The sequence below is a fragment of the Eubacterium sp. BIOML-A2 genome (genome assembly GCF_009680135.1).
Taxonomy (GTDB): domain Bacteria; phylum Bacillota; class Clostridia; order Lachnospirales; family Lachnospiraceae; genus Faecalicatena; species Faecalicatena contortus_B.
The window spans coordinates 1-12,130 of record NZ_WKZK01000034.1; the positions used below are offsets into that span (position 1 = coordinate 1).

Below are 12,130 nucleotides of genomic sequence, written 5' to 3' on the forward strand. Positions count from 1 at the left end.
TCTTTCATACTGATTTTAGTATATCAGATTCATTAAAATCTGTCCGAAAAAGTGTCTTAATTTATGAGACCATTATAACAAAGGCCCTGCAGTACTTTTATCCAGCTGGCACAGTGCTGCAAAAGTACTGCAGGATCTCTGTTGCATGATCCTATACATCATCATTCAAAGTGTAATCTTAAACCGGTTTTTCCCCTCCTCATAAGCATACTCGATCGTTCCGCTCAGCTTGCCCACAATCTTCCTGGCTATGGCAAGCCCCAGCCCGGTTCCGCCTTTGGATATTCTTGCTTTATCCCCGCGCACAAACGGATCAAACAGAATCGGGCGGATATCTTCTGCAACCGCCTCCCCGTCATCCTGTACAATAATCTCCGCTCTTCCCCCTGATTCCCTGACGGTGATCCAGGCTCCCTGCCCGGTCCGGTTGTATTTTCCAATATTACTTAGAAGATTTTCAATGACTCTGGTAAACTCTTTTCTGTCAACAGCCGCCGTAATTGGAGTCTCCGGGATCTCAATATGCATCTCAATTCCCTTGTCTTCCAGCTCTTCATAGTATTCGGCGCATGCTGAGCGCACCAGCTCGCAGAGGTCTGTCTGTTCCGGCTCCAGCTCATATTCCGGGTTGTCCAGCTTCAGCAGCAGGAACATTTCATTGACAAGCACATCCACCCTGGCCGCCTTTTTGTCTATAATCCGATAGCATTCCTTCAAGTCTTCCGCCTTTACCAGCCCTTCCTCCAGCGCATTTGCATAACTTTTAATCGTAGAGACAGGGGTTTTGATGTCATGGGACAATTCCAGCAGCATACGGTTTTTCTTTTCTTCGCTGATCCGTTTTTCCCGCTTCTCCTCTTCCAGGCGTTCCGTCATGATGTTAAAACTATCACGTATCTCCTCGAACTCACGCTGTGCACGAAAATCCAGCCGCACCTGATCCACACCGTTTTTAATCACCTGCTCCATTCCACCGGTGATCTCCCTCAATGGCCTGCGTATCTTTCTGGATAGATAACGGCTCATCAGAAAGCAATTGCCGGCAAAGAACAGTACAAACAATAAAAGAAACCCGACGGTCAGCTTCCTGCCCTGTTGGCTGCTCCCTGCATTATAATTATAAGTCATTGACAGCGCCTTCCGGTCTATTTTAATTAAATAATAGAAAGTTTGTCCCCCTTTTTTCACCGTCTTTATAAATCCTCTGTAATCCTTTGCTGAGGCAGTCGTTTCTAGATAATTATCGGTCACCAGATATTCGTAGATCTCTTCCTGGGTATACGACTTTGGTTCATCCAGTTTATCTCCGTATACCTCCAGAACGCGATAGTCTTCATCCAGCTTTTCAATCCAGCCGCCATTTTTTTCAAGTACACTCAGATTCTGGATTTTGCCGCTGCCGTCCACCATATCATAGGGCGCCAGAGTCTCGATACTGCCGCCCCCGATGCCAATCAGTATCCCGAACATGCATACGTTCAGTCCTATTACCAGAAAGACAGCAAAGAGAACATAACTGCCCACCAGCTGCCTGAATACGCTGCCTGACTTTTTTCTCTTTCTCATCACGTCTCCCTCTCCATCTTGTAACCCAGGCCCTTTACTGTCTTAATCTGAGGCGGCTGCCCGCCCGACTGCTCCAGCTTGCCCCTCAGGTTGCTGATATGTACCATAACAGTATTGTCGTCCCCCGCGTAGGAATCCTCCCACACGCTTTCAAAAATCTGCTGTTTTGTAAAGATCCTTCCCGGCTGTCCCATGAACAGCTTTAAAATCTTAAACTCCGTGGATGTCAGCTCTACTGCCCTGCCGTCCAGCTCCACTGTCCCTTCCTCTTCGCTGAGCAGCAGTCCCCTGAGACGGAGCACTTCCCTGGCCTGCTTTGTTTCTTCACGGTAGTCATAATTTCTTCTGAGCTGCGCTTTGATACGTGCCACAACCTCCAGAGGATTAAAAGGTTTTGTGATGTAATCATCCGCCCCCAGTTCCAGTCCCAGGATCTTATCATAATCCTCACTCTTCGCAGTCAGCATTATCGCCGGAATCCGGCTGGTCTCCCTGATCTTTCTGAGAACCGCATATCCGTCCAGCCCTGGCATCATAATATCCAGAAGTACAAGGTGTACTTCCTCCCTCCGGAAGATTTCCATTGCCTCGATCCCGTCCTTCGCCTTTCTGATCCCGATATGTTCTCTGTCCAGATATAGTTCCAGTACATCCAGAAGCTCTGCCTCATCGTCCGCCGCCAGAATTGTATACATTATCCATTCCTCCCATTTCGCTGTGAATCCGGTATTCCTATGTAAAATAGCATACCCAAAGGGCACCCCGTAACTCATGCCCTTTGGGTATAACATATTACTCCGATTTTACGTGACCGCGCTATTCCCGGATTATACTGCCGTTCCTGTTTTTGGAACAAAACATGTCGACATATCTGCTTTTTCCAGTGTCAGCAACTGCACCTTTTTCTCGATCCCGCCTGCATAACCCGTCAAACTTCCGTTGGTTCCGACTACTCTGTGGCAGGGTATTATCAAAGAAATGGCATTGTGCCCAACGGCGCCTCCGACTGCCTGTGCCGACATTTTATCGAGGCCTTTTTGCTTTGCAATCCTGTCCGCGATCCCGCCGTAGGTCATCGTCTGCCCGTAGGGAATGGTAAGCAGAATTTCCCATACTGCTTTGCGGAAGGGCGTGGTTTGCATCAATAACGGCGGTGTAAAATCCGGCTCTTTTCCGCTGAAATAAATGTCCAGCCAGCGTTTTGCTTCATCAAAAACAGCCAGCTCCTTTTCTTCACAGTTTTCTGGAAGTGTAACACCAAAATATTTCTGCCCGTCAAACCAAAGACCTGTTATCGCTGTTCCGCTGCTTGAAATCGTAATGCCCCCCAATGGGGAATTATAATGATATACGTAAATCATTGCATTACACCTCCAAATAAGTTCTTCTGCTTTTTTCTGAACCATATAAAACAACATGCAAAAAATGCAATTCCCCAAACCGTTGCGATCGGCGTGGCTAATCCTACATATGTCAGTGATGAACCCGGCAGCCTTGACATAAAAAGAGAGACAGGAATCCGAATGCACAGAGCTGAGATGATTCCCTGGAACATGACAGGCTTTGACACCCCATTTCCATTAAAGTATCCGATGCTGCTGAACAATACACAGGTCAGGATACATTCAGGGCAGTATCCTTTCAGATAAGCGGCGCTCTGCGCAATAACTTCCTGATCACCGGAAAATATGGAAGAAATAAGCTCTCCGCCAAAAAAGCTGAATAAAAACATAAAAACTCCCACTATACCGCCGCCAAGCATAGCCGTATAGAATCCCTTGAATGCGCGTTTATGTTTGCCTGCACCAACATTTTGTGCAACGAATGCGGACACACTTTGCATAACAGAAACAGGAACCAGCAGCATAAAGGAAACCAACTTCTGTGCAACTCCATAGCCTGCTGATGGCATCAGCCCCATACCATTAATAATAGAATTAATCACCAGAAACGAAATCTGTACCGTTGTCTCCTGCAAAGCAATGGGGACTCCAACCCGCAGAATTTTCCTCAGCTCCGTTTCGGATACCCTCAGCTGCTGTTTTGAAAAAATAATGCCCAGATTCTTCCGTCTTAAAACCGCTAATGATATGATTACCGATACCAACTGTGCAAGAACCGTTGCCAGTGCGGCTCCGACAACATCCATATGTAAGACTCCCACAAAAAATAAATCTCCGATAATATTTACCACGCATGCTATCCCAACAAATAGAAACGGCAGATTCGCATTTCCAACACCTCTGAGGATACTGCTAATGACATTATAAGCAATAATAACAATAATACCACCCGAACAAATCTGAATATATTGAATTGTCTTCTCCACTGATTCTGCCGGCACCTGAAGGATATGCACGATATTTTCCGCAAATACTTCCAGCAGTATGGTCACTATGATACCGAGTGCCCCAAACATAATAATGGTTGTGCCGACCGTATCCCCCGCCGCCTTTGGGTTCCTCTCCCCAATATGCTGACCGATAATGACCGTGGAACCCATAGCCAGACTTGTAATGATAAATGTAATCATATTCATAAATACACTGCCTGTGCCTACTGCTGAGATACTTGCCGCATCGCCAAATATTCCGACGATCAGCAAGTCAACCGCTCCATATGCCGCCTGCAGAACCAATGCGCCCAAAACGGGAACCGCAAATTTTATAAGCGCAATTCCCACAGAACCTTCCGTAAATGAAATTTCTTTTTTCCCTTTTGCTTCCATAATTTTAATTCTCCAATCCCGGCATCGTTTTCTGCAGTCTTGTGATAGTCTGGACTGTCTGCTCTACTTGATCTGTTGAAATATCAGCGAGGTTATCTGCCCATTTACCATGAAACTCCAGAACATACTTTTTTACATATTCATCTCCCTTATCGGTCAGTTTCAGTAATATAGTGCGCTTATCCTGTGACTTTGTGAGTTTTCTTATCAGCTCCCTTTCTTCCAGTTCTTTTACCAGCTTGGTAACGCTTGGCAAAGTAATGTTTAATATCCTGCTTATATCACTCACGCAGCATTCTTCCTGCTGAACCTCCAGTTTATAAATCACGTGTAATACGTGGATATGGCGGGGTTTGATCCCCTTTGGGAGTTCAGGAAGAGTTTCAATAATTTTCTTGGCGACGAAACAGCTGTCTAATAGTTTTTCCAACTCTTTTGCAATCATAGGGTTCTCCTCTCCCTAAAATGTTTATTAAAAGTAATTACTAATAGTAATAGTATAGATGTCGTAGAAGTTTGTCAAGTATATCTGTTCTTCTCTATAAGAATTTAAGTCTATTCATAGTCCACCGGTTTTTCTTTGCTTAACAGTATTTGTATTAATAGCATCGCTTCCCTCCTCTCCCCATATTCATTAAACAAAAAAGACACCCTGTATCGCTACAAGGCATCCATGTTCGCTGTTATACCGTTTCATTTCCCGAAGTATTTTTTGATATCTTCCATACGCTCCATCTGCATCACCTGAAAGGGGCATCTTTTATTGCAGTGTCCACAGCCTATGCAGTCTGACGCCGTCTTTTCCAAGGTGAGATAATGTTCTCTTGCCAGAGTGTCTCCCAGCAGCGCCAGGTCATAATATTTATTGATCAACCCGATATCGAGGCCGGCCGGGCAAGGATGGCAATGCCTGCAGTACACACATTTTCCAACCGATTCATCCGGCGCAAGGGAACTGATCACCGAATAATCCCGTTCCTCTTCTGTTGTATTAAAATAAGCCAGTATTTCCTTCAGCTCCCGTTTGTCAGCGGGACCTCCAAGGACTGTCAGGACACCTGGTTTATCAAGTGCATACTGAATACACTGAGCAGTGGTCAGCGCCCGGTGGAAGGGGGATTTTTTTGCATCAAGGAGCTGCCCGGCATTAAATGGTTTCATAACTGAAATGCCAACGCCCTCCTTCTCGCAGCGGCGGTACAGCTTCTGTCTTTCGTCATCGCTTCCAATTGCATAGTCTCCCTGCCCATAGTCATACATTGGATTGATGGAAAACATCAGCATATCAAGAATATTTTTGTCCAACACCCTGTTTGCCAGTTCCGGAGCATGGGTGGAAAGGCCGATATGCTTTACCACTCCCTGCGCCTTTAAATCCGTGATAAACCTAAGCACGCCGTTCCTTTCATAAGTGATCAGGTCCGTCTCTTCATCAATGCAATGGATAAAACCAAAATCAATATGACCTGTTCTCAGATTATCAAGCTGCCAGTCAATGGATTTTTTGACTGTATTCAGATTGGTTGTCCATCCATATTCGCCGGTCACATAATCTGCCCCAAAATGAACTTGCAGCATTGCCTCTTTTCTTCGCCCCTCTAAGGCTTTCCCATACGCAGGAAAGATACTTGCGTGTCCACCGGCCATATCAAAATAATTGATTCCCGCATCCAATGCATACTGCACGGTTTCAATTATATCCTTTTCCGCCTGCTCACCTATCACAGACGCCCCCATACCGATGACACTGATTGGTTCACCGCCATGAGGCAGTTTACGATATTCCATTTATCATCCTCCACCTTTCATTCTTCCCAAGTACGTTCATCATCTTATTAAATAATGGTATATCCGCCATCAACTGCGATGGACTGCCCAATCACAAATGTGGATGCAGAACTGCAAAGCCACAAAACGACATCTGCAACTTCCTCTGCACGACCCAGGCGGCCGATAGGCGCAAGCGCTGCTCCTTCTTCCCTTGAGAAATCACCAGTTTTGACCATCGTTTCAACCATTGGTGTCTCGATAACCCCTGGACAGACCGCATTAATCCGGATGCCCTTTGGCGCATATTCAATAGCAGCACTCTTCGTCATACCCAGAACACCATGTTTCGCTGCATGATATGCCGCACGTCCCGGATTACCAACCAGCCCTCCTAAAGAAGAACAGTTCACAATTGCTCCGCTGCCTTGAATTCTCATTTGCTTCAATTCATATTTCATACAAAGCCAGACTGAGCGAAGGTCAATATTCATGATACGGTCATATTCTTCCTCTTCAAGATCAGCAATATCAGTCATGGGACTGTTTACACCCGCATTATTATAAGCGGCATCTAAGCGGCCGAATGTTTCAACCGCCTTATCTACCATTGCTTTTACCTGCGCTTCATTGCTAACATCACAGGCAACGGCAATTGCCCTGTAATTACGGTCTGCCAAATCCTTTGCCGCTTTCATAACCAGTTCCTCATTCTTATCTGCAAGTACTACAGATGCCCCTGCTTCTGCAAATTTCATTGCGGCCGCAAGACCCATGCCGCCCGCCGCGCCTGTTACTAATGCCGCTTTACCTTCAAATGTAATTTCCACGTTAATAATCTCCTTCTCTGATTACTATATTTCATTTATAGCCAGAACATATTGGCTAACTGTATTAGCGTTTAAAATAAATGTTCTTGACTTTTGGTTATATGCAATATAACATTAAAGTTGAGTTTAAGGTCAAGGTCTATTTTAAAATTTTATTATTTTATTGAAAGCAGGGATACGTTATGAAGAATTATACGATCAAAGACGCCGCTAAAAAGATGAATGTTCCGGCAAGTACCATTCGATACTATGATAAATCCGGTCTTCTTCCATTTATGGAGCGCTCCGAATCAGGGTATCGGCTTTTCACGGAAAAGGATATTGCAACTCTCCGAATCATAGATTGTCTCAAAAAAACAGGAATGCCAATAAAGGAAATCCGGCAGTTTTCTGAATGGCTGCAGGAGGGGGACGCATCATTGCAGCAAAGATATGAAATGTTCCTGGAACGGAAAAGAGCGGTTGAATCACAAATGGCAGAACTGCAGGAAATCATGGATACCATTAAACACAAATGCTGGTACTATGAAACCGCAATTGCCGCAGGAACTGAAAAAATACATTCCATAGATATTCCAAATGACCAACTGGCTTGCGAGACAAAATAAAAATCTCTTGGGAGTATAAAATAAAGTGTGTAAGTTACCGGTAAATTACACACTTTATTTTATACTCCCTATCCGCTCCTGGAAATTCTCATCTGCTTTCCACAGCCCGATCTATCAGTTCATCCAGGCTCAATGTAAAGTCCAACTCCGCCTTCCAGTCCGGATTCAATCTATCCAGGATAAGGCATTTAGCCATCCCGGTGCGGTAGTATTTTCCTCTGCCGCCCTCAAAAGCATCCAGTGTATCCAGATAGCGTTTCTGGTATTCTTTCTCTCCCTTAAGGGCTTTCAGGACATTCCCTTCTACATAGTATGCCGTTCCCTCCGTCAGCTCACACCGCTGTTCTGCAGTAATTGCTTCCGGAGACATATTTTCCCGCCGCTGCCTTTGCAGCTCCTTATATTGCAATATAACTGCTTTCATCTTATCAGTGTCCTTCTCTTCAGCTGCTGCGTTCAAAAGCTGCATTTCCTTTTCCAAGCGCTGCTTCTGCACTTTATTCTGATCCACTTCTTTTACAAAAAGGGCTTCGTCCGAATCACCGGTTTCCTTCCCGCTTTGCTCCAGTTCTTTCTCCATTTCGGCGGGTGACAGGTCCTCCCCCAGAATCTTGTAATGACTGAGCTGCCATGCATGGAATGCCTCGTGCCAGATTGTAGCAATCTGCTCTTTCTCTCCATATCCGCTTCCTGACACCATACCTTCTACGCCTCCCGCCAGGGACAGCAGGCCATTGAACCGCTCCAGCGTGGGAATGATTACTTCATAGTGGTCTCCCACCGGATATGCCGTCCCCGCAAATGTTTCGAGTACCGGGGAACGCTTTTCTATGCTGCCCTTGTAAAATACGTAGTCTGCTTTTCCATCGTACATGGCAACCGGATAATCCTCCAGCCTGAAATTAGAAAAGCCCAGTTTATCTGCCTGTTCCTGTTCTTCCAGTGCTTTGCTGTAAATCTGCTTCTCCTGGATTCCGATTCCCCGGTCTGCCGTAAAAATCCAGCCTGCCAACAGTGCTGTTCCGGCTGCGGCTGCGATCACCTTCTGTACACTGATCCGTTTTTTGCTGATCCTCTTTATGCTATCCTTCTTTGTACTGGTCTTCTCTGTGCTGTCTTTTTTTATACCAGGCATCTCTGTGCCTGCCTTTTTCATATTTTTCTTCATCTCTACGCCTCCTTTCTGCGGAACAGATACAGCAGCAACCCACATACGTAGAGAACCAGAAGACCGCCCAGTATGCTGTGGATCTGAATACTTTTGCCGGAAAGAAACCTTCCCGCCTGTGACTCCACTGCGTACAGATCCGGTATTAGAAACAGGATACCGCGCAGTACCTGCCGTGCCAGGCCGGATACAATTCCTGACAGAGTTTCCAAAACGGGATGCATTGTTCCCGCCAGCATGAACGCTGCGGCAAGCACTCCTGCTGCCATTGAGGGCAAAATCAGGCTGACCGCGCTTGCAAACAGGCTCACGGCCGCCGTGCTGACTGAAAAGAGCAAAAATGCAGGGACACATTTTGCAAGAACCGCATATTCCCCTTTGACTACCGCAAATATCATGACTCCGGCATACAGGATGAATAAAGCGCCCAAGGAACTGATAATGCCTGCAAGGGCAAGCTGCCCGTGATATTTCCACTGGCTGATGCCGCGGATCCAGACCAGATGGCTGGTTTTTCTCTCATATTCATTCGGTATCGTCCGCAGACTAAGCGCAATGGCGATCCCACCGCCGATTACGGAGACCACATTCAGCACTAAGGGCATCATCATACTGAATTCGGTCACCGGCACGCCGTTTATGGACAGTGTCGCCGCTCCGCTCATACACATCATGACTATCAGAATACCGATTACAAGTACAACATAAATATCTTTTCTTCTTATCCGCTCTCTTAAAGCATTTTTCATGATTCCCATCTCTCTGCTCCTCCGATCTTCTCTACAAATATCTCTTCCAGGCTTCTCCTGTCTTTTCCCTTTTCCCATTCATGGAGCAGGCAGCCTTTTTTCATAATAATTCCTCTGTCGCACACACGCTCAATGTCATTGAGGATATGGGAATTGATGATAATTGTTTTCCCCTCTATCTTTAAGCATTGAATCGTATGCATCATCTCAACACGCCCCAGCGCGTCCAGGCCGGCAGAGGGCTCATCCAGGATCAGAAGCTCCGGATCCCCCAGCAGGGCCTGTGCCAGAGCCAGCCGCTGCAGCATCCCTTTGGAATAATCTTTCACCCTCGTCTTGCTTTCTTCCAGCCCCGCCCGCTTGAGCAATTCGGGAATCTGTTTATTCAACTCTGCCTTCGGTATCTTTTGAAGGCCTCCGTAGAATTCCAGCACCTCCCGGCCGTTCAGGAACGGATGAAAATACGGAGTCTCCGGGGAATACCCGATCCGGATCCCCTCCTCTATCTCCACCTTTCCCGCATCCTTTGGGATCAGGTTCAGAATCATTTTTATGGTGGTCGTCTTGCCCGCGCCGTTGCTTCCGAGCAGGGCAAAGACTTCGCCTCTGCGGACAGAAAAACTCAGATTGTTGACTGCACACTGCTTTTGGTATATTTTTTTCAGATTGCTGCATGATAACATGTTCATATGTAACCTCCCTTGTTAAGATACATTCATCTTACGGCGGCACCTTAAAGAGAAGATAAATGCAACCTAAAGTTAACCTTAATGTTGAAGAGGAGAAGCGAATTCAAAGGGAAACCATACTCCCAACTAAACCGTGTTTCATATGTCACAGTCCGGCTATTTTCAGAAAATCCGTACACAAAAAAGAGAACATGCTGATACATACCGCTTTTGGCCCGAATACTGCTTGTTGTATTCGAACCGCATACGGCATCGGAATTTGTTTGGTAAAATAAATTCCGCCCAGCATGTTCTCTTTTTTACTCCAATGGGTTCCCACCCGCACACCCGATTTGCCTTCCGTTTCTTGCACACCCGGAAGATCTGGCCGGTCAGCTGTGCTCTAATAATAGATATCCTTTGATGATTTTGTACGTTTCCTCTTTCAACTTATCATAGTTTACAGAGTCATGGTTATTGAATGCTTTTTCCTGCGCTAATGCCTCAATCAGTATATAAACGAGATAATATTTTTCAGACAAGTTATCTGTTTTAATCTTATGTGCTGCTAATGCTTCCACAACCGCAGCCATAAAAGTATCTTCAAAGTGGCTGAACTTTTCCATGATTTCCTTATCTTCTAACTGCATGTTAGCCAGTTCTATTAAGGCTGTATAGGAACCTTGATAGATTTCAATTAAGACATCAATGCACCGGTCTAAAAATGAGTCAATGCTGAAAGGTTCCACGGAACTGCCAAGTGATTCGAGGAGCTCATTAAAATACTCTCCCTCAAGAAAATCCTTAAAAGCCGCAATAAATATATCTTTTTTATCCTTAAAATAGCTGTATAGAGCGCCGGTAGATATCCCCGCCCTCTGGCAGATATGTGTCGTCGTGGTAGCATAGTAGCCTTGTTCGCAAAACAGTTCAAATCCGGCCTTAATAATCTTGTTCTTTTTCTCTATGGAACGGGTCTGCTGAGGTTTTCTAATATCTGGCATATAATGATTCACCTGCTTTCCGGAATATTATACTATATAAAAAAATCTGCCGCAACTAAAATACGAAGTTTAATTCGTATTTTATTGACACGGTGGCGCCCGATCTGTATAATAAGAATATGAATTATAATTCGCATTTAAAAGGAGCTAACACATGAATGAAAAAGTAAAAGAAAAATTAGCCGAATCTCTTACATCTGACGAAACAGGAATCATCCCATTCCTGCCCTATCTGTTACAGGATTTTTGGGAATTAGGCAGCTCCCCCGAAGAGATGCTGCTTACATTTAAAAATCATATACCCATGAACAGAGACACAAAGGTATTGGATTTGGCCTGCGGTAAGGGCGCGGTCTCCGTCCGGCTCGCAAAAGAGTTAAATATCCACTTTAAAGGAGTCGATATACTGCCGGAGTTTATTGACTATGCAAAATGTAAGGCGCAGGAATATGGTGTCTCTGACTTGTGTAAATTTGAGGTGCAGGATGTTAATATTTCAGTAGAGACTGAAAAAAATTATGACTGTGTAATCTTTGGTGCAGTAGGCAGCATTTTAGGCAGTTTTAAGGAAACGATATCCAAATTGATGTCCACCATTAAAAACGAGGGATTTCTCCTGATTGACGATGCGTATGTTACAGACCAGGCGGCAAACGGGCAGCTGCAGTTTGAAAAGCCGTATCCTACATATGATGAATGGTGTGAGTGTTTTCATGAATTGGGACTGCATATGATTGAATGCAAATCCTGTACAGATCCTGTTTCTGATACTGCGGAAAAAGAAATGAGTTGGATTACATCCCGGGCAAATGATCTCATGATCCATTATCCTGAACATAAGTCCATGTTTGAACGGTATGTCATAAGCCAGAGGAGCGAGTACAATGATTTGGAGGAAAACCTGATAGGTGCGGCATGGCTTCTGCAGAAGAACTAGTACATCGTAAAATAAGTAACTGACTCATAAGCTGAAATAAATTTTTGAGAGTGCTGCTCCACAAACGCAGGCGTAGTGAGCTACGCTGAGGCTCGTGGAGCGGTG

13 protein-coding genes are annotated in these 12,130 nt (G+C 45.2%); 2 read left to right on the plus strand and 11 right to left on the minus strand.

Annotated features, from left to right (window positions below; all coding sequences use genetic code 11):
* Positions 1-165 precede the first annotated feature (165 nt).
* The 7 genes from GKG43_RS12865 to GKG43_RS12895 form a co-directional block, all read right to left on the minus strand.
* A complete protein-coding gene (locus GKG43_RS12865; protein ID WP_050639709.1) occupies positions 166-1,566 on the minus strand; it encodes a HAMP domain-containing sensor histidine kinase in 1,401 nt (466 codons plus the stop codon).
* Entirely contained in the window at positions 1,566-2,261 is a 696-nt protein-coding gene (locus GKG43_RS12870; RefSeq protein ID WP_050639708.1) for a response regulator transcription factor, read from the minus strand. Before GKG43_RS12870 ends, GKG43_RS12865 begins: the two co-directional genes overlap by 1 nt.
* Before the next feature lie 132 nt (positions 2,262-2,393).
* Positions 2,394-2,927, minus strand: a complete 534-nt coding sequence (locus tag GKG43_RS12875) for a methylated-DNA--[protein]-cysteine S-methyltransferase (RefSeq protein ID WP_055150448.1) — start codon at positions 2,925-2,927, stop codon at positions 2,394-2,396.
* On the minus strand, positions 2,924-4,294 hold the full coding sequence (locus tag GKG43_RS12880; protein WP_055150451.1) for an MATE family efflux transporter: 1,371 nt from the start codon (positions 4,292-4,294) through the stop codon (positions 2,924-2,926). The genes GKG43_RS12875 and GKG43_RS12880 overlap by 4 nt, the downstream gene beginning before the upstream one ends.
* 4 nt (positions 4,295-4,298) lie before the next feature.
* A complete protein-coding gene (locus GKG43_RS12885; RefSeq protein WP_055150454.1) occupies positions 4,299-4,739 on the minus strand; it encodes a MarR family transcriptional regulator in 441 nt (146 codons plus the stop codon).
* Positions 4,740-4,987: 248 nt separating this feature from the next.
* Entirely contained in the window at positions 4,988-6,082 is a 1,095-nt protein-coding gene (locus tag GKG43_RS12890; protein WP_055150457.1) for an aldo/keto reductase, read from the minus strand.
* A 47-nt stretch (positions 6,083-6,129) separates the two neighbouring features.
* Positions 6,130-6,891 (minus strand): glucose 1-dehydrogenase, encoded by a 762-nt coding sequence (locus GKG43_RS12895; RefSeq protein WP_055150460.1) that lies wholly within the window; start codon positions 6,889-6,891, stop codon positions 6,130-6,132.
* A 182-nt stretch (positions 6,892-7,073) separates the two neighbouring features.
* Here GKG43_RS12895 and GKG43_RS12900 point away from each other — a divergent pair, with 182 nt between their 5' ends.
* Positions 7,074-7,499, plus strand: coding sequence for a MerR family transcriptional regulator (locus tag GKG43_RS12900; RefSeq protein WP_055150463.1), 426 nt, complete (start codon positions 7,074-7,076; stop codon positions 7,497-7,499).
* An 88-nt stretch (positions 7,500-7,587) separates the two neighbouring features.
* On the opposite strand, the gene GKG43_RS12905 is transcribed toward GKG43_RS12900, so the two are convergent.
* From GKG43_RS12905 to GKG43_RS12920, 4 genes are all read right to left on the minus strand, one after another.
* Positions 7,588-8,667 carry a hypothetical protein gene (locus tag GKG43_RS12905; RefSeq protein ID WP_055150466.1) on the minus strand — a complete coding sequence of 360 codons (1,080 nt, stop codon included), beginning with the start codon at positions 8,665-8,667 and terminating at the stop codon, positions 7,588-7,590.
* 2 nt (positions 8,668-8,669) lie between these two features.
* Positions 8,670-9,425 carry a hypothetical protein gene (locus GKG43_RS12910; protein ID WP_050639703.1) on the minus strand — a complete coding sequence of 252 codons (756 nt, stop codon included), beginning with the start codon at positions 9,423-9,425 and terminating at the stop codon, positions 8,670-8,672.
* Positions 9,413-10,105, minus strand: a complete 693-nt coding sequence (locus tag GKG43_RS12915) for an ABC transporter ATP-binding protein (protein WP_055150469.1) — start codon at positions 10,103-10,105, stop codon at positions 9,413-9,415. Before GKG43_RS12915 ends, GKG43_RS12910 begins: the two co-directional genes overlap by 13 nt.
* A gap of 371 nt (positions 10,106-10,476) precedes the next feature.
* Complete coding sequence (locus GKG43_RS12920) at positions 10,477-11,088, minus strand: TetR/AcrR family transcriptional regulator (RefSeq protein ID WP_050639701.1); 612 nt, start codon at positions 11,086-11,088, stop codon at positions 10,477-10,479.
* 154 nt (positions 11,089-11,242) lie between these two features.
* On the opposite strand from GKG43_RS12920, the gene GKG43_RS12925 reads away from it, so the two are divergent.
* Positions 11,243-12,025, plus strand: coding sequence for a class I SAM-dependent methyltransferase (locus tag GKG43_RS12925; protein ID WP_055150472.1), 783 nt, complete (start codon positions 11,243-11,245; stop codon positions 12,023-12,025).
* Positions 12,026-12,130 lie beyond the last annotated feature (105 nt).

Bases quoted from the DNA above. Each gene is read 5' to 3' on its own strand.
- GKG43_RS12865 (WP_050639709.1), bottom strand. From the start codon at position 1,566: ATGAGAAAGAGAAAAAAGTCAGGCAGCGTATTCAGGCAGCTGGTGGGC.
- GKG43_RS12870 (WP_050639708.1), bottom strand. From the start codon at position 2,261: ATGTATACAATTCTGGCGGCGGACGATGAGGCAGAGCTTCTGGATGTA.
- GKG43_RS12875 (WP_055150448.1), bottom strand. From the start codon at position 2,927: ATGATTTACGTATATCATTATAATTCCCCATTGGGGGGCATTACGATT.
- GKG43_RS12880 (WP_055150451.1), bottom strand. From the start codon at position 4,294: ATGGAAGCAAAAGGGAAAAAAGAAATTTCATTTACGGAAGGTTCTGTG.
- GKG43_RS12885 (WP_055150454.1), bottom strand. From the start codon at position 4,739: ATGATTGCAAAAGAGTTGGAAAAACTATTAGACAGCTGTTTCGTCGCC.
- GKG43_RS12890 (WP_055150457.1), bottom strand. From the start codon at position 6,082: ATGGAATATCGTAAACTGCCTCATGGCGGTGAACCAATCAGTGTCATC.
- GKG43_RS12900 (WP_055150463.1), top strand. From the start codon at position 7,074: ATGAAGAATTATACGATCAAAGACGCCGCTAAAAAGATGAATGTTCCG.
- GKG43_RS12905 (WP_055150466.1), bottom strand. From the start codon at position 8,667: ATGAAGAAAAATATGAAAAAGGCAGGCACAGAGATGCCTGGTATAAAA.
- GKG43_RS12910 (WP_050639703.1), bottom strand. From the start codon at position 9,425: ATGGGAATCATGAAAAATGCTTTAAGAGAGCGGATAAGAAGAAAAGAT.
- GKG43_RS12915 (WP_055150469.1), bottom strand. From the start codon at position 10,105: ATGAACATGTTATCATGCAGCAATCTGAAAAAAATATACCAAAAGCAG.
- GKG43_RS12920 (WP_050639701.1), bottom strand. From the start codon at position 11,088: ATGCCAGATATTAGAAAACCTCAGCAGACCCGTTCCATAGAGAAAAAG.
- GKG43_RS12925 (WP_055150472.1), top strand. From the start codon at position 11,243: ATGAATGAAAAAGTAAAAGAAAAATTAGCCGAATCTCTTACATCTGAC.